The following is a 16,202-nucleotide window of genomic DNA, read 5'->3' as shown; positions in this document are numbered from 1 at the left end:
CGCGGCCCGTCTTGTGTTGAATGATGGCGCGGGCTCGGACAGAGCGTATGTGAGGTTCGGCCAGATGCCAACCGAGGCAGCGATCATAGGTGCCGCGGGCGCAATCCTGCCAAGGTGATCGTTTGAACCCAATCCCCCAAAATCCCGTAGCCGCGTCCGGCTCGTTCGCGGCGATGAAGTCCGTGCCGTACCGGCTGCAGTTCATCGCCTATGTGCTGGCGATGATGGCGGATAATATCGAGCACGTGATCAGCTATTGGGTGGTGTTCCAGAAATTCCACTCGCCGACGCTGGGCGGCTTTGCCGTGCTGTCGCACTGGCTGCCATTCCTGCTGTTCTCGGTCGTGGTCGGCGGGCTCGCCGACCGGTTCGACCCGCGCCGCATCATCCAGTGCGGCATGTTGCTGTTCATCGTCGCCTCGGCGGGATGGGGCTTCTTCTTCATCACCGACACGATCCAGATGTGGCACGCGATGCTGCTCCTGGTGATCCACGGCTGTGCCGGCGTGCTGTGGCAGACGCCGAACCAACTGCTGCTCTACGATCTAGTCGGTCCTGCCGATCTTCCGAGCGCGGTGCGGCTAAATGCAATGGCGCGTTATCTCGGCATCCTGGTGGGGCCGGCCGTGGGCGGTCTCATCATGCTGACGCTCGGCACTTCGCACGGCATCATCTTCAACACGCTGTTCTATCTGCCGATGCTGCTGTGGCTGTTCTGGGCACCGGTCCGAGACAAGAGCGTCGCCATGCGGCGCTACGCCGTGCGCGGCTTTGCCGACATCCTGCTGACGATGCGCGCGATCGGCACCCAGCCGGTGCTGATGGCGATGACATGGCTTGCCGGCCTCACCTCCTTCATGATTGGCAATGCCTATCACGCGCAGATGCCGGGCTTTGCCGGCGATCTCGGTCATGGCGATCCTGGCGTGTCCTACAGCGTGCTGCTCGCGGCCGACGCCGCCGGCGCGCTACTCGCCGGCATCGCGCTGGAATCCTGGGGACGGTTGAAGGGCACGGCGCGCACGGCGATCACGCTCGCGATGCTCTGGAGTGTCGCGCTGCTCGGCTTCGCCGCGGTGCGGATCTACCCCGTCGCGATCGTGCTGCTGTTCTTTGCCGGCTTCTTCGAGCTTTCCTTCAACACCATGGCCCAGGCGCTGGTTCAGCTGAATGCGCCCTCCGACATTCGCGGTCGTGTCGTCGGCCTCTATAATATGGCGGGACTTGGCATGCGCGCGTTCAGCGGCATCACCGTCGGCGTCTTTGGTGCTGCGATCGGGATTCACTGGTCGCTGGGACTCTCGGCCGCAGTGCTGCTGGCGCTGCTGTGCCTGCTCTATGGGCGGGCGACCAGGAAAGCCTAGGGGCCCGGTCGTCGGCCCGGGACGGCTGCGCTCCTCCGGTCCGGGAACACTGGGATACTGCCCGCCGCTGATGTGGCTTTTTGAACGCATTGTGTCGGTCCGTCATCGCCACGCCAAATCATAACGCGGCGTTAACCCTATGCACCTTAGGGTCGTGTCGGACTCCGCCCGGGCGGGGGGTCGGGTAGTGAAAATGGCGTTGGCGAACAAAAAATTTCTTCCGGCCGCCGAGGAACGTCGGCGTTTCCAGCGGGTGAAGGTGCACCTGCTCGGCCGTTACATGCTGCCGGATCGCCGTGAATTCCCCTGCCAGGTGATCAACATGTCGCCGGGGGGCCTTGCGCTGCTCGCGCCCGGCATCGGCAATGTCGGCGACCGCGTGGTCGCCTATCTCGACCATATCGGCAGGGTCGAGGGCAAGATCACAAGGATCATCGACAACGGCTTCGCGATGACGGTGGGCGCGACGCCGCGCAAGCGCGACAAGCTCGCGGCCCAGCTGACCTGGCTCGCCAACCGCGACATCCTCAATTTGCCGGAAGACCGCCGCCACGACCGTATTGTGCCGCGCAACCCGATCGCGGTGCTGACGCTCGAGGACGGCACCAAGATGACTTGCCGCATCATCGACCTGTCGCTGTCCGGTGCCGCCATTGCTGCGGAGAACCGCCCGCCGCTGAAATCGATCGTTCTGCTCGGCCGGGTCCAGGGCCGCGTGGTGCGAAACCTCGAGGACGGCTTCGCGCTCGAGTTCATGCACGCGCAGCCGATCGAGACTCTCGAAGAGAGCGTTACCGCGCGGTAAAGCGCGACAGCGCCAAAACCCCTGTTTTACCAGCTCTGAAGGCGGCCTCTGCGATGCAGACGCCGCCTTTCTCGCGTCTTGCAGCGGCCGCGGGCGGGTTAACGCGCGGCCTGTTCATGCCCCCAACCAGCGGTTCCGCCAGCGTTTCCGCGTTAATCCCTAAAATTTGAATCAATTGCAGTATTTTCGAATTTTAGTCGAATTCTATTCAAGTATAGATCGAATTCGCCGCCAGTTTTACTTGCATTCGTCTCGACTTGACTTGGTCGACTTAGCGGCAACTCAAAAGCTCCGTGCGAAATGTGGTCCCAACAAGAAACGGGGGCCGCAATGTTGGACTTCAGGGGACAGGGAAAGGCACTGGCGCTCGCCGCCATGCTGTTCGGAATGAGCTCGGCGGTGCAGGCCGGCGAAAGCCGTCTGCTCTACGCGAGCCTCGGCGACACGACGCGTGCGCCGATCGGCTGGGTCGAGTTTTGTGCAGAGAACGCCGCTCAGTGTCAGGGCGGAGCGACGCAGCCGCGCGACATCGTGATGTCGCAGGCCGCGTGGCGCGACCTGACCAAGGTCAATCGCTGGGTCAACGAGACGATCAAGCCTTTGACCGACCAGGAGCACTGGGGCGTCGTCGAGAAATGGTCGCTGCCGACCGACGGCTACGGCGACTGTGAAGATTACGTGCTGCTGAAGCGCAAGATGCTGATGGACGCCGGTTGGCCGCGCGAGGCCCTGCTCATCACGGTCGTGCGCGACAAGAAGGGCGAAGGACACGCGGTGCTGACGGTGAAAACCGACAAGGGCGAGTTCGTTCTCGACAATCAGAACGAGAACGTCGTCGCCTGGACGGAGACCGGCTACCGCTTTGTCAAGCGCCAGTCGCAGAGCGATGCCAACGTCTGGGTCTCGCTTGGCGATACCAAGCCGGCGGTCTCGACCGCCAGCGCGAGAGACCAGTAGTTCGATCAGTAGAGACAAACAAACGAGTTACGCGACCCGGTCACATCCCCACCCCTCCCCGTCCCAGACCGGTTCGCGCGCGGCCAGCCATCCCCCAATGGCTGGCCGCAACTTTTTGGGGCTTGTGTTCCAAGCTCTAGCGGTCTGCCGGAGCGGCAAGAGCGAGTTGCAAGCCGGCACGCAAGGCCGAACCGGGATGACGACCGAATTGCGAGGCGAGGCCATTGTTGTCCAGCGTTGGCGCGAACATCCTGAGCCGCTCCGCCATCCGGTGGGACTCCTCCACATCCCCTGTCAGCGCATAGGCCGCGGTCAGTCCGGCCCAGCCGCGGGGATAGCGCGGATTGAGCGCGACCGAACGTTTGAACAGCACGATGGCCTCCGGATATCTCTTCAATTCAAGCTCGCCATTACCGGCAAACTCCAGCCAGATCGGCATGATCGGATCGCGCGGGCTAAGCCGGATCGCGTAACGCACATGCGCGAGCCCCTCCGCGGGGCGGCCCGAACGGATCAGCCCGTTGCCGATCTGCGCATGCGCGCTGGCATCGCTGGGATCGATCCTTATCGCGCGCTCCAGATGCTCCATTGCCTCCGGCAGCGTCGGCAACGTGTTGAGCGCGAGCGCGAGATAGAAATGCGCGTTGCTGGAGTCGGGATCGCGTTCCAGCACCTTGCGCAGGATCTCGATCGCCGCCTTGCGATGCGCCCTCGACTCGGTATCCAGCACCTGCGCCCCCATCCGGGCGTGATAGGCGCCGATGCCCGTGAGGGCGCGCAGATTCTGCGGCTCCTTCTCCAGCGCGCCCTCAAACAGCGCCAGCGCCTGGCGATAGCCGTCAAGACGCACCTCCGACAGCGCAGCCCAGCCGCGATAGGCGAGCGCGGCGGCGTCCGAGCTCTGCGACAGGCGCGAGCTCTCGATCGGCAGCATCTCGAACTGGAGCTCGCGGGCGAGCCGCGCGACGATCTCGTCCCGCAAGCCCTGCCGGTCGGCGCCATCGCGTTCGATCCGGCTGCTCCAGATCGACAGCCGGCTCGAAGGATCGACCAGCTCGACATTGACGCGCAGCCCCTCCTCCTGCCGCCGGACGCTGCCTTCGAGCACGTAACGTACCTTCAACTCGTGGCCGAGCCTGCCGACATCGATCGGCTGACCGGCGAAGCTGCGTGCCGTTTGCTGCGAGATCACGCGGAACGACGGCAGGCGGGACAGCGTGTTGGTGAGATCATCGGTCAGCATGTCGGCGGTGAGCTGGAGATGGTCGTCCGCGGCGCCGAGCGTCGTGAAGGGCAGCACCAGGATCGGCACGAGGCCGTTCGGGAGTGTCACCTCGCCGCCTGAGGACGGCGAACGCCAGAAATCGCCGGCCTCGGGGGACGCCCCCGCGGCAAGTTCCGCGACATCAGTATGCTGCCGCGCGCGCAGCTCGAACAGCGCGCCCAAAGTCAGGACCAGCACCAGACCGGATCCTGCCAGGACCCTTCCCACCATTTGGCGCAGCGCGCTCTTTTTGTGTCTTGGCGCAACCGCCGCCGGCGACAAGCGCGGCGCATCCGGGATAGCTGGTGCAGCTGCGCAATCGACCGCAACCGCGCGATCGGCTTCGACAGCGCTGGAGCGCAAGCCGTCGAGCATCTCGCGCGTCGCCTTCTCGGGGCCGACGCCGAGCTCGCGCTGCAACACATCGGCAAATCCGGCGGCGCGGGTCAGCGCCTCATGACGGCCGTGATAGCGCGCATAAAGTGCGATCGCGAGCCGCTGGACATCCTCGCGCAGCGGATCGAGCGCGATGAGTTGCTCGACCGCTGCGATCGCATCGTTGGGATCCGTGACGAGATCAGGGCGCTCGACAAATGTCGCGCAGAGATGCGCCGCTGCAAGCTGGAGCCGCGTTCGCTGACCGGCCACCCACTCCTCGATGCCCTCCTCATCAATGTGATGACCGGCGAGAAAGTCGCCGGTGAACAGACGCGCGGCAAGCGCAAGCTCCGCGGCCTTGGTCGATCGCGACAGCTGCTCGAATTCGCGCGCGTCGATCGACCATAGCTCGCCGTCGAGCCGTACCACTCCCGCGTCGGCGATAACGAGCGATGGACCAAGATGCTTGCGCAGCATCGCCAGCGCCTGCCGCAGGCTTTGTCGGGCCTGCTGGTCCGAACAGTCCCCCCACAACAGCGTCGCGAGCTCTTCGCGCTGCGCCGCGTAGTCACGGCTCATGGCAAGATAAGCAAGCAGGACGCCGGACTTGCGCGTCGGCAGGGCGATTGCCGAGGACTGGTCATGAATGGTCGTCACGACCAAGCGGCCAAGCAGCCGCAATCGCATGGTGCTGCGCGATGTCAGTTGCGGACCCACACCGGCTCCTCCCCCTAGCGACGGTTGATCCGCTCTTTTCACGCGATCCTACGAGCGCCACCGGCGAGGGCAAGTGGGATAGGTCACACCTTCCTGCCGGGTTTCACGTTTTTTTTGCGCTCCCGTGACGGCGGCTACCGCACTGTTTCGAATCTCGATGTGCGACAGCGCGGGAGGCTGGATTTGGAAGCGCTGCAACATCCGGCACGATCGTCAGAGGCACCGCGTCCGCGACGTCGTGAGCACCGATATCACCAGGCGTTTTTCCGTTCAGGCACTCAGAAAATTCATTGAGGAGGACTCCATGCAATTCAATTCACGCATTGATTTGGCCGGCAGCCTTGTCGTTCTTGGTTTGCTCGCCGGCGTCGGCCCGGCCTCAGCCGATTTCGATGGTCCCAGGCTGAAGGATCCTACGGCTTCACGGGATCGGCCGAATGCCTGGTCGCGCCGGGTCATGTCGGCGATCCGAACGGCCCGGGGCTTCCCAACCCAACGCCGGGCGTTGCACTGCCGAACTCGGGATTCCAGACCAATCTGCGCCCGAATGACGCCGTGCCGGGATCCTCGACAGACGCCTATGCCAACTCATTCGCAGTGGAAGGCATCCGCAAGTTCAACGGCAATGGCACCGGCACCGTGAAAGGCACCGTGGTCGGCATCACCATTCGTCCCACCCCCGGCCCCGGCGGCTTTCCGCATTTCCCGCCGGCCGCCGGCTCCGCCGATTTCAGCTTCTCTTTTACCTACACCGTCAACGAGGACGGGACCTGGACCAGCACCATGGTGCCGGGCAGCTACACCGAGACGCACCTGACCGGCCCGCGGACTGGCCAGACCTCGACGGTCGACGCGATCCCGCCGACGACGGGCATAATCTCCGAGGGCGGCAAGACGCTGACCGCGGCGCATGTGACGACAGCCGTGGAAACGCATACCTACTCTAATGGCGATGTCGAGCCGCGGATCTGCCATCGCTCGCGAATCTACATCAAGCTCAGGCACAGCGATGACGATGACGATCAAGGCAACGGCAATCATTAGCCGTGGCTGATCGTCCTTCCGCCCCGCGCGACCGCCATGCCGCTCTGGCGGTCGCGATGAGTCTTGCCTGCGGCCTGATTGCCCCGGCCAAAGCCGACATTCGCGTCGACGGTGATCTGCAGGCATTACAGTTGCAGACAAGTGGCGACAGCCTTGCCGACGTTCTGGCCCGCTTCGACAAGCTGTTCGCAGTGAAGGTCCGGTCCGCGGTCCCGCTCATGAGCGAGGTCAGCGGCAGCTACTCCGGCACACTGTCGCGGGTCGTGGCGCGACTGCTCGACGGCTATAACTATGTGATCAAGATGGATCGCGACGTCACCGAGATCCTGGTGTTCGGCCGCGGTGGCGAGGTCGCAATCGTGCCGAAAGTGAAGCCTGCGGCTGCGGCAAAGACAGTGACGGCCCGCTGGCGTTGACGGCGACTCCGGCCGGGAGGCGCACGCGCCTCTCGGCCTTACAATCCCACAATCCCACGCCGCCCAAGGCGCGATGCTCAGCGTGGCAGAACATTCTTGTAGATCTTGCCGTTCTTCATGATCACCACGAAGTTCTTCGCGGGGTCCTCGACCAAGTTGATGTTGTCGAGCGGATTACCGTCGACCAGCAGAAGATCGGCGAAGGCGCCTTCCTCCACCACGCCGAGCTTGCCCGGATATGGATTGCGCGGGCCGGACAAACTCAGCAGTTCCGCATTGGTCGACGTTGCCATGGCCAGCGCTTCGGCCGGCGTGTACCAGCGTGTCAGTGCCGCCAGCATCGAGCCCTGCTTCTCCGCTAGCGCCTGCGAGAACAGGACGTCGGTGCCAAACGCGGTCTTGAGGTGGTATTTCCTGGCCAGCTCATAGACACGGTCCGTGCCGGCGACAACCTGCCGCAGCTTGTCCTGCTCCGCCGGCCCAAGCCCGGCACCCATGGACATGTCCAGGAACGGCTGGGTGCTGAGCCAGATTCCCTTCTCGGCCATCAGCTTCGCGCTCGCTTCGTCCATGAGATGGGCGTGCTCGATGCACTTCACGCCGGCTGCAATCGAGCGTTGGATCGCAACCGGCGTATAGGCGTGCGTGGCAACATAAGTGCCCCAGTTCTCGGCGGCCTCGACGGCGGCGCGCAGCTCGGGCTCGGTGAAGGTCGAGACGTCCAATGGACTGAACGGCGAAGCCACGCCACCGCCCGCAGTCAGCTTGACCTGGGAGGCGCCCTGCATCAGCTGCTCACGTGCGCGCACGCGCACCTCGTCGGGACTGTCGGCGACCATGCTGCCGCCGATCCGCTCCATGCGGCTGAGCATTCCGCCGATGGTTCGCGGCAGGTCGGAGAGCTGGCGGAAGTCACCGTGGCCGCCGGTGATGGTGATGATGGCGCCAGACGGATAGATGCGCGGGCCGGCGACGAGATCCTCGTCGATCGCCTGCTTGAGGCCGAAGGTCGGTCCACCCATGTCGCGTATCGTGGTGAAGCCGCGCATCAGCGTTGCAGTCGCCTCGCTTGCAGCAACAAGATTGTTGTAGCCGATATCGCCTGCAAGCGCCGCCATCGGCGTCGGGCGTACCAGCATCGCGTGCCAATGCGCATCGATGAGTCCAGGCATCAGCACCCGGCCGCCGCCGTCGATGACCTGGCCAGTGGCCGCGATATCCGCGATCGAGATCTTCTCGATCTTGCCGTCCCTGACGAGGACATTGGATGGCGCCGAGAGCGCTGCGTTCTTGCCATCAAAGATCTTGACGTTGCGGAACAGGACGGCGCCGTCCTGCTGAGCCGGTGCAGGCGATGCGCTGCAGACGATCGTCGCGAGCACCGCCGTGAGGCCGATCCGCCTACGCAATCCCGACATGTTCAACTCCCCGCTGGGGTGCCGCTATGCGGCCACTGCGACAGGTCGCCAGGCAAAAGTCAGCCAGCCGATGTCATGGGAGAGCGAGAGTTGATGCCTGCCATCAGGCAGAGTCAATTTGCAACTATAGGGCGATTCTGCATTACAGCCATTCGAGTCCAACGGAGATGCATTTCCAGAAACATTTATCGGGAAGTTGCGGCACATAAGTAAGCGAGGCTGCCTCGCTTGCATCGAACTCTATTCAAAAGTCGAGCAATAGGAGCAACCGACAAATCAACGAAAGATTGCAACCATCACAGTCAGGCGCAACGAAGGATCTTCGCGGCCATAGCCGAGCGATGCGGCCCGCTTACGCGCCGAGCACGTCGGCAAGCCGCAACTCGTCCGCGGCGGGATCCTTGAGGAACAGCTCGGCTTCGATCTCATTCAGATGCGACAGCATCTGCGTGCGCGCCGCCTGCTTGTCGCGCTTGCGGATCGCGGTGACGATCTCGGCATGATGATCAGTGCCGCAGGCGGGCGTGTCGTGGCGGCGATAGAGCAGGATGATCAGCGAGGAGCGCGCGATCAGCTCCTTGAGGAAGCCGAGATAGATGCTGTGGCCGCTCATCTCGGCGATGAGCCGATGAAAGTCGCCGGAGAGCCGGACCGAGGCGCGCGCGTCGCCGCGCAGCTCGGCTTCCCGCTCCTCAGTGAGGTGTTGCTGAAGGCGCTCGATCCACGCGGGCGAAACGGCATCAACGGCGTGATCGACGATAGTGGGCTCGACCAGGCGGCGCGCCTCGAACACCTCGCGGGCATCCGCGGGCGTCGGGCGCGCAACAAAAGCGCCGCGGTTCTTCTCGATATTGACGATGCCCTCATGCGCAAGCTGTTGCAGCGCGGTGCGGACCAGCGTGCGGCTCGCCCCATAGATCTCGCCGATCTCATCCTCGCCAAGCTTGGTGCCCGGCAACAGGCGATGCTCGAGGATCGCCGCGGTCACGCCCTCCCTGATCCGGCTGACGCGATCGCTCACGTCGGGCGCATCGGGTTTCGGGCGGGATTTGGCGGCCATCAGTTCGAAGTGTGGGTTTGAGGGCGCGATCAGCGTTCGGCCTTCGATGGTAATCGACGAGCTGTATCCAATCACAGGCGAAACTTTATACAATCTTCGCCCATTTTGTGTGCACATCTCTGCCGGCACCATGTGCCGCACAATCGTACTGGATTCAATCTAACGATCTGACTCCGCAGCACAGTTTCCGAATTCGGCAATCCTGCCGCGGTTGGCACGGACCTTGCGGAGAGAGGCGGAGCACCGCCCTCCTCTCGGACACGCCATGGCCACTCCTGCCGCTCTCGAACTGGTTGCCGTCACCAAGCGCTATGACACGACGCTGGCGGTGGACAATGTCAATCTGAAGATCCCGGCCGGCACTTATTGCTGCCTGCTCGGCCCGTCCGGCTGCGGCAAAACCTCGACGCTACGCATGATCGCCGGTCATGAAGCGGTCAGCGAGGGCGACATCATCCTCGGCCCGCAGAACGTCACGGACCTCGAGCCCGCCAAGCGCGGCACGGCCATGATGTTCCAGTCCTACGCGCTGTTTCCGCACCTCACCGTGCTCGACAATGTTGCGTTTGCCCTGAAAATGCGCGGCATCGACCGCGCGACCAGGCACAAGCGCGCCGGCGAGCTTCTGGAGCTGGTGGCGATGAGCCCCTATGCCAGCCGCCTGCCGGCCCAGCTCTCCGGCGGCCAGCAGCAGCGCGTGGCGCTCGCCCGGGCGCTGATCACCGAGCCGCAGATCCTTCTGCTCGACGAGCCGCTGTCCGCGCTCGATCCGTTCCTGCGGGTCAAGATGCGCGGCGAGCTGAAGCGCCTGCAGCGCGAGCTCGGCATCAGCTTCATCCAGGTCACCCACGGCCAGGAAGAGGCGATGGCGCTTGCCGACCACATCGTGGTGATGAACCAGGGCAAGATCGAGCAGCAGGGCACGGCCCGCGACATCTTCCACCATCCCCGCACCGAATTCGTGGCGCGCTTCATCGGCGGCCACAACGTTCTCAGCGACGCCGGCAGCCTCATCGCCGTACGCGCCGATCAGCTCGGCATCATGCCGTTCGTTGACGGCGCATTCGGCGCGCCGGCGCGGCTGACCCAGACCGAGTACCAGGGCTCCTATGTTGCCGTCTCGCTCACGCTCGACGACGGCACCGCCCTGTTCTCCCATCTTCCCGAGTCCACCTTCGACGTCCACCCGTTCCGGCCGGGCGATCGCGTGCTGGCCACCTGGGATCCCGCCAAGGCGCAACGTCTGCAATAGCGCCGTCATTTTAGAAAATGCGCAACACAGAGGAGTGATTGGAATGACCGAGACGACCAAAAAGACCGGCGTCAGCCGCCGCACGCTACTCAAGGGCACCGCGGGTCTCGCGGGCCTTGCCGCCGGCTCCGGCGCCATCACCGGCTTTCCCTACGTGATGTCGGCCGAACCGAAGGTGCTGCGCTATCTCGGCACCGCCGTGAACGAGGGCGACGACATCTCCAAGCAGTGCCTGAAGGACACCGGCATCAAGATCGAATACATCACCGCGACGACCGACGACGTCACCAAGCGCGTGATGACCCAGCCGAACTCCTTCGACGTGCTGGACACCGAATATTTCTCGCTAAAGAAGCTGGTGCCGTCGGGCAACATCCTTGCCCTCGACGCCAAGAAGATCAAGGAATTCGACAACATCACCCCCGTCTTCACCAAGGGCGAGACGCCCGGCGGCAAGAAGATCGGCGGTCAGGGCACCGCGCCCTGGAAGGTGCTCTATCTCGAAGGCAAGGACTCCAAGACGTTCTCCAAGACGGCGACCGAGTTCGTCACGCTGATCCCGACTGTCTACAACGCCGACACGCTCGGCATCCGCCCCGATCTGATCAAGCGACCGATCAGCTCGTGGTCGGAGCTGCTCAATCCCGAATTCAAGGGCAAGGCCTCGATCCTCAACATCCCCTCGATCGGCATCATGGATGCCGCGATGGTCGTGGAAGCCACCGGCAAGTACAAATATGCCGACAAGGGCAACATGACCAAGGAAGAGATCGATCTCACCATGAAGGTGATGACCGAGGCAAAGAAGGCCGGCCAGTTCCGCGCGTTCTGGAAGGACTTCAATGAGAGCGTGAACTTGATGGCGTCGGGTGAGACTGTCATTCAGTCGATGTGGTCGCCCGCTGTGACGAAGGTGCGCTCGATGGGCATCGCCTGCACCTTCCAGCCGCTCAAGGAAGGCTATCGTTCCTGGGCTTCCGGCTTCTGCGTCTCCAAGGGCGTGTCGGGTGCGAAGCTCGACTGGGCCTATGAGTTCGTCAATTGGTTCCTGTCCGGCTATGCCGGCGCTTACCTCAACCGCCAAGGCTACTACTCGGCCGTACTCTCGACCGCGAAGGCCAACATGGAGCCCTACGAGTGGGCCTACTGGATGGAAGGCAAGGCGGCCGAGAAGGACATCAAGGCGCCCGACGGCTCGCTGCTGGAGAAGGCCGGGGCGGTGCGTGATGGCGGCTCCTACGAGGACCGCATGGGCGGCGTCGCCTGCTGGAACGCCGTGATGGACGAGAACGACTACATGGTCCGCAAGTGGAACGAGTTCATCGCCGCGTGATGGATACGTCGGAAGACATTCTGCAACAGGCATCCCCGGACCTCGTCCGGGGATCCGAGACGAGGCGCGCGGCGAAATCCGCGCGCCTGTCGCCGTCTTTGGTCTCCTGGCTCCAGGCCGGGCCGATGATGCTGGTGTTTCTCGCCTTCTTCCTGATCCCGCTGGTCTTCGTCGTCATCGTCTCGTTCTGGGACTACAACGAATATCAATTGCTGCCGGCCTTTTCCGGCCGCGGCTACACCGACACGTTCGAGGGCTGCATCGCGCAGCTTCCCGATCTCTGCACGATCGGCAAAACCTATCTGAAGACGCTGAAGCTCTGCTTCCTGGTCTGGGCCATCACGCTCTTCATCGGTTTCTGGGTCGCCTATTTCCTCGCCTTCCACGTCAAGTCCAAGACCTGGCAGATGGGACTGTCGCTGCTCTGCACGATCCCGTTCTGGACCTCCAACGTCATTCGCATGATCGCCTGGATCCCGCTGCTCGGGCGCAATGGCCTCGTTAACTCCGGCCTGATGAAGACGGGCCTGGTCAACCAGCCGGTGGAATGGCTGCTGTTCTCCGAGTTCTCCGTGGTGCTGGCGCTGGTCCACCTCTTCACCTTCTTCATGGTGGTGCCGATCTTCAATTCGATGATCCGCATCGACAAGTCGCTGATCGAGGCCGCCTATGACGCCGGCGCCTCCGGCTTTCAGACACTGGTCAACGTCATCATTCCGCTGGCCAAGCCAGGAATCGTGATCGGCTCGATCTTCGTCATCACCATCGTGATGGGCGACTTCATCACCATCGGCGTGATGGGCGGCCAGCAGATCGCCGCCGCCGGCAAGATCATCGAGACCCGGGTCAACGCGCTACAATTCCCGGCTGCGGCCGCGAATGCCGTGATCCTGCTCGTCATCACGTTCCTGATCATCACCATGATGTCGCGCATCGTCGACATCAAGAAGGAGCTGTAGGCGATGAAGGAAGGACGCCCGCGCTCATTCTACCTGCTTGCGATCTTCTTCGCGGCCTATGTGCTGTTTCTCTACGGCCCGATGATCGCGATCTACGTGCTGTCGTTCCAGGGACCGCAGGGCGGCCTCACCTTCCCGATGAACGGCGTGTCGACCTACTGGCTGACAAAGCTGTTCCAGGGCACCGGCATCGTCGATCTCGGTGCGTCCTTCCGCCGCTCGCTGCTGCTCGGCGTCATCGTGATGGCCGTCACTGTCGTGCTGTCGGTCGCCGCCGGCATGGCCTTCCGCAGGAAGTTCAAGATGCAGAGCATCCTGTTCTACTCGGCGATCGCGAGCCTGATCGTGCCCTCGATCATCACCTCGCTCGGAATCTCGCTGGAATTCCGCATCATCGACGATTTGATCAAGGCGCACTGGAACGAGAATTTCGAGACCTCGATGGGCCTGCTCACCTCCGGTCTGGGTGCGCACCTGACCTGGACGCTGCCGTTTGGCCTGCTGATCATGTTTGCGATCTTCAACCGCTTCGATCCCAGGCTCGAGGAAGCTGCGCGCGATCTTGGCGCGACGCCGTGGCAAACGTTCCGCTACGTCGTGCTGCCGATCATCCTGCCGTCGGTGATTGGCATCGGCCTGTTCGGCTTCACATTGTCCTGGGACGAACTCGCGCGCTCCAGCCAGGCGATCGGGGCAGTGAATACATTGCCGCTCGACCTTCAGGGCCTTACCACGACGGTGACGAACCCGGATATCTATGCGCTGGGCACCATCATCTCCGCGGTGTCCTTCGCGGTGATCACGCTTGCGCTGGGGACCATCCACATGCTCAACAAGCGCCAGGCGGCCAAGGGCTCGGACGCCGGCAAAGGGCTCGTCTGATCGCGATGCGACTGCACGTCGTCAATCCCAACACCACGACCACGATGACGGCGAAGATCGCCGCGGCGGCGCGCGCGATCGCGCTGCCCGACACGGTGATCGACGCGCGGCAGCCCGCGATGGGGCCGGTTTCGATCGAGGGATTCTACGACGAGGCCTTCGCTGTCCCCGGTATGCTCGGCTGCATCCGCGAGGCCGACCGCGACGGTGCCGATGCGCACATCATCGCCTGCTTCGACGACACCGGCCTCGATGCCGCGCGCGCCATCGCGAAAGCGCCGGTCATCGGCATCGGCGAAGCCGGCTTTCACGTGGCGAGCCTGGTCGCGGCGCGCTTTGCCGTGGTCACGACGCTTGGCGTCTCCATCGTGCCGATCGAACATAATTTGCGGAAATACGGCCTTGCCGAGCGCTGTGCCTGCGTCCGCGCCGCCGAAGTCCCGGTGCTCGCGCTCGAGGACCGCAATACTGAAGCGCTCGGCAAGATCTCCACGGAGATCACGGCTGCGATCCGCGGCGGCCGCGCCGAGGCCATCGTGCTCGGCTGCGCCGGCATGGCCGATCTTGCAGCTGAACTCGCCGGCACCCATGGTCTGCCCGTGGTCGATGGCGTTGCTGCCGCGGTGACGCTGGCGGAAGGACTGGTCCGGCTCGGGCTTTCGACATCCCGGCTCGGGCCCTACGCAGCGCCGCGCGCGAAGACCTATTCAGGCCCGTTTGCGCCGTTTCAGCCCTGACATTCCGCGCCTGACGGCGCGATCAACTTTGATGTGTCTGTCACAAGCGACCCCAGTTTGCCTCAAGCCGTGCTAAGACCCGCACCAGTATTTCTACGGGGCCGTGCACGAAAAAGAACGATGTCACCTGTTTAGCGTGCGGAGCCGGCTTTCGACGGCTCGAGCTTGCCACGCCGCCCGCCAACTCGGGCGAGTATCGCTGTCCGGCTTGCGACGAGGTCGTGGAAACCTTCGACGGCACCGCGTTCATCGCCTATCGCATGACGATCCAGCCTTCGTTGACGGCAGCCCGTCACTAAGCGGCGCCGAAGCTCCGCCGGAACCTTAGCTTTTTCCCCAAGCGGCCACCTTTTCGTCCCAATTGTTGCCGAACAGTAACACTTTCGGGGCGCACCGGCCGCCTTGTTCTGCGTTCTTGTGCTGCCGTTCTTCGCCACTCTCCAAGTTTCAATTTGGGCTTTGTCAGCGATGATCGATCTCGCAGAGGACACACCGTCCAATCCCCTCCTTCGTCTCGGTGCCCAGCCGATAGCGTTGACGGCTGCCGCGCTGCTGCTCCTGATCGCCGGCGTCACCTCGATCGCGATCTGGCGCGCCTATACTGGTGCTGCGCCTGAGACCGACCGTGTGGTCGCCTCGCGGCAGCTTCAGGTGCGCGCGGCGCAGGCCTCCGAACAACTGGTCGAGAAGACCAAGGGATTGGAGGCGACCCAGCAGGAATCGATCGACCAGCTCCAGGTCGTGCAGGACCAGCTTCAGACCATGAAGAAGCTGCTCGCCTCGCAGCAGGCCGACACCAAGCGCCTGTCGGATCAGGTCGCCAGTCTGAACGAGTCCATCGACGGGTTGCGGCAATCCTTTGCCAGCGTCCGGTCAACCGAGGCCGACACACCCTCGGTTACTCCAAGGAAACCGGCACGTCACCGCGTTCATGCCAGCGCCCGCAAACGCTCTCGCGGCTGATTGGATCCCGCGCCGCGGCCCTTTATTTTCGCCAGATGTGAAATGGATCACATTCGTCCGTATGATTCCGCGCCATGCTGCCCTCTACCGGATGGCGTGAGCCGATTTCAATATCCGGGGCTGGCAAGGTCGTTGACGGTATACTGCGTCAACGGCCTTGTTTTTTAATGTTGCGGTATCCCGGTGCCTCGATCGAGTCGCACCCTACTGGCAGCCGCTATTCACAGACCTGAACACGGCGGACGCGCCAGCCCCATTGCGTCATCACGCGCTGCCGCACGGGGTAGCACTGCGCGCCATAGTCCTCGTAACCGACGCCGTAGTATTCGCCATAGTACGGGTAGCCGTAGCCATAGGCGCCGTAATAGCCGGCGCCTGCAATACCGGCGCCGATCGCGACACCCGGCCAGAAGCCGCCGCCGTGCCAGCCATGGCCAAACCCGCCACCGCCCCAATGGCCACCACCACCCCAATGGCCGCCACCGAAACCGCCTCGCGCCTGCGCCGCCTGGGGCGCTGCGAGGCCAACCGCCGCGATGGCCAGTGCGGCCACGATCATCTTGCGCAACATCAACTCACCCTCCGCGTGGAAACACTCCACACTTGAAAACCGGGGCAAGCTAATGTCCCTCGACCGTTGATGATAGGCGGAC

15 protein-coding genes are annotated in these 16,202 nt (G+C 63.5%); 11 read left to right on the top strand and 4 right to left on the bottom strand.

Annotated elements, in window-relative coordinates; translation table 11 throughout:
• Positions 1-122 precede the first annotated feature (122 nt).
• The 3 genes from XI06_RS04900 (at position 123) to XI06_RS04890 (ending at position 3,126) form a co-directional block, all read left to right on the top strand.
• Positions 123-1,364: an MFS transporter gene (locus XI06_RS04900; RefSeq protein ID WP_271604696.1), complete on the top strand. Its 1,242-nt coding sequence runs from the start codon at positions 123-125 to the stop codon at positions 1,362-1,364.
• A 193-nt stretch (positions 1,365-1,557) separates the two neighbouring features.
• On the top strand, positions 1,558-2,169 hold the full coding sequence (locus tag XI06_RS04895) for a PilZ domain-containing protein (protein WP_237866260.1): 612 nt from the start codon (positions 1,558-1,560) through the stop codon (positions 2,167-2,169).
• Positions 2,170-2,499: 330 nt separating this feature from the next.
• Positions 2,500-3,126: a transglutaminase-like cysteine peptidase gene (locus XI06_RS04890; protein WP_237866259.1), complete on the top strand. Its 627-nt coding sequence runs from the start codon at positions 2,500-2,502 to the stop codon at positions 3,124-3,126.
• 136 nt (positions 3,127-3,262) lie between these two features.
• Here XI06_RS04890 and XI06_RS04885 read toward each other — a convergent pair whose 3' ends face one another.
• Positions 3,263-5,485, bottom strand: coding sequence for a tetratricopeptide repeat protein (locus tag XI06_RS04885; RefSeq protein ID WP_271604695.1), 2,223 nt, complete (start codon positions 5,483-5,485; stop codon positions 3,263-3,265).
• 555 nt (positions 5,486-6,040) lie between these two features.
• Between XI06_RS04885 and XI06_RS04880 the strand changes: the two genes are divergently transcribed.
• The gene (locus XI06_RS04880; protein WP_271604694.1) at positions 6,041-6,529 is read left to right on the top strand and encodes a hypothetical protein; all 489 of its coding nucleotides are present in this window, start codon (positions 6,041-6,043) and stop codon (positions 6,527-6,529) included.
• A 2-nt stretch (positions 6,530-6,531) separates the two neighbouring features.
• Complete coding sequence (locus tag XI06_RS04875) at positions 6,532-6,945, top strand: hypothetical protein (protein ID WP_237866256.1); 414 nt, start codon at positions 6,532-6,534, stop codon at positions 6,943-6,945.
• A gap of 77 nt (positions 6,946-7,022) precedes the next feature.
• Here XI06_RS04875 and XI06_RS04870 read toward each other — a convergent pair whose 3' ends face one another.
• Together XI06_RS04870 and XI06_RS04865 are read right to left on the bottom strand one after the other, a co-directional pair.
• Complete coding sequence (locus XI06_RS04870) at positions 7,023-8,363, bottom strand: metal-dependent hydrolase family protein (protein ID WP_237866255.1); 1,341 nt, start codon at positions 8,361-8,363, stop codon at positions 7,023-7,025.
• 352 nt (positions 8,364-8,715) lie between these two features.
• On the bottom strand, positions 8,716-9,423 hold the full coding sequence (locus tag XI06_RS04865) for a GntR family transcriptional regulator (RefSeq protein WP_237873488.1): 708 nt from the start codon (positions 9,421-9,423) through the stop codon (positions 8,716-8,718).
• Between the two features lie 265 nt (positions 9,424-9,688).
• Between XI06_RS04865 and XI06_RS04860 the strand changes: the two genes are divergently transcribed.
• The 6 genes from XI06_RS04860 to XI06_RS04835 all read left to right on the top strand — a co-directional run bounded on the left by XI06_RS04860 (position 9,689) and on the right by XI06_RS04835 (position 15,549).
• On the top strand, positions 9,689-10,675 hold the full coding sequence (locus tag XI06_RS04860) for an ABC transporter ATP-binding protein (RefSeq protein WP_237866253.1): 987 nt from the start codon (positions 9,689-9,691) through the stop codon (positions 10,673-10,675).
• 43 nt (positions 10,676-10,718) lie between these two features.
• The gene (locus XI06_RS04855) at positions 10,719-12,008 is read left to right on the top strand and encodes an ABC transporter substrate-binding protein (protein ID WP_237866252.1); all 1,290 of its coding nucleotides are present in this window, start codon (positions 10,719-10,721) and stop codon (positions 12,006-12,008) included.
• A complete protein-coding gene (locus XI06_RS04850; protein WP_237866321.1) occupies positions 12,008-12,967 on the top strand; it encodes an ABC transporter permease in 960 nt (319 codons plus the stop codon). The genes XI06_RS04855 and XI06_RS04850 overlap by 1 nt, the downstream gene beginning before the upstream one ends.
• 3 nt (positions 12,968-12,970) lie before the next feature.
• Positions 12,971-13,849: an ABC transporter permease gene (locus tag XI06_RS04845; RefSeq protein WP_237866251.1), complete on the top strand. Its 879-nt coding sequence runs from the start codon at positions 12,971-12,973 to the stop codon at positions 13,847-13,849.
• A gap of 5 nt (positions 13,850-13,854) precedes the next feature.
• Entirely contained in the window at positions 13,855-14,586 is a 732-nt protein-coding gene (locus XI06_RS04840) for an aspartate/glutamate racemase family protein (protein ID WP_237866250.1), read from the top strand.
• A 468-nt stretch (positions 14,587-15,054) separates the two neighbouring features.
• Positions 15,055-15,549: a hypothetical protein gene (locus tag XI06_RS04835; RefSeq protein ID WP_237866249.1), complete on the top strand. Its 495-nt coding sequence runs from the start codon at positions 15,055-15,057 to the stop codon at positions 15,547-15,549.
• Positions 15,550-15,766: 217 nt separating this feature from the next.
• On the opposite strand, the gene XI06_RS04830 is transcribed toward XI06_RS04835, so the two are convergent.
• A complete protein-coding gene (locus tag XI06_RS04830) occupies positions 15,767-16,120 on the bottom strand; it encodes a hypothetical protein (RefSeq protein WP_237866248.1) in 354 nt (117 codons plus the stop codon).
• Positions 16,121-16,202: the final 82 nt, after the last annotated feature.

Origin of the sequence: Bradyrhizobium sp. CCBAU 11434 (genome assembly GCF_028128895.1) — a bacterium.
Classification (GTDB): domain Bacteria; phylum Pseudomonadota; class Alphaproteobacteria; order Rhizobiales; family Xanthobacteraceae; genus Bradyrhizobium; species Bradyrhizobium zhengyangense.
Note: the sequence above shows the minus strand (reverse complement) of the source record. Positions and strands in the feature narration are given on the sequence as shown.

What these genes read in the sequence shown, in the direction of transcription:
- XI06_RS04855 (WP_237866252.1), top strand. Translation starts at nt 10,719, where the DNA reads ATGACCGAGACGACCAAAAAGACCGGCGTCAGCCGCCGCACGCTACTC.
- XI06_RS04830 (WP_237866248.1), bottom strand. Translation starts at nt 16,120, where the DNA reads ATGTTGCGCAAGATGATCGTGGCCGCACTGGCCATCGCGGCGGTTGGC.
- XI06_RS04890 (WP_237866259.1), top strand. Translation starts at nt 2,500, where the DNA reads ATGTTGGACTTCAGGGGACAGGGAAAGGCACTGGCGCTCGCCGCCATG.
- XI06_RS04860 (WP_237866253.1), top strand. Translation starts at nt 9,689, where the DNA reads ATGGCCACTCCTGCCGCTCTCGAACTGGTTGCCGTCACCAAGCGCTAT.
- XI06_RS04850 (WP_237866321.1), top strand. Translation starts at nt 12,008, where the DNA reads ATGGATACGTCGGAAGACATTCTGCAACAGGCATCCCCGGACCTCGTC.
- XI06_RS04840 (WP_237866250.1), top strand. Translation starts at nt 13,855, where the DNA reads ATGCGACTGCACGTCGTCAATCCCAACACCACGACCACGATGACGGCG.
- XI06_RS04865 (WP_237873488.1), bottom strand. Translation starts at nt 9,423, where the DNA reads ATGGCCGCCAAATCCCGCCCGAAACCCGATGCGCCCGACGTGAGCGAT.
- XI06_RS04895 (WP_237866260.1), top strand. Translation starts at nt 1,558, where the DNA reads ATGGCGTTGGCGAACAAAAAATTTCTTCCGGCCGCCGAGGAACGTCGG.
- XI06_RS04845 (WP_237866251.1), top strand. Translation starts at nt 12,971, where the DNA reads ATGAAGGAAGGACGCCCGCGCTCATTCTACCTGCTTGCGATCTTCTTC.
- XI06_RS04835 (WP_237866249.1), top strand. Translation starts at nt 15,055, where the DNA reads ATGATCGATCTCGCAGAGGACACACCGTCCAATCCCCTCCTTCGTCTC.
- XI06_RS04870 (WP_237866255.1), bottom strand. Translation starts at nt 8,363, where the DNA reads ATGTCGGGATTGCGTAGGCGGATCGGCCTCACGGCGGTGCTCGCGACG.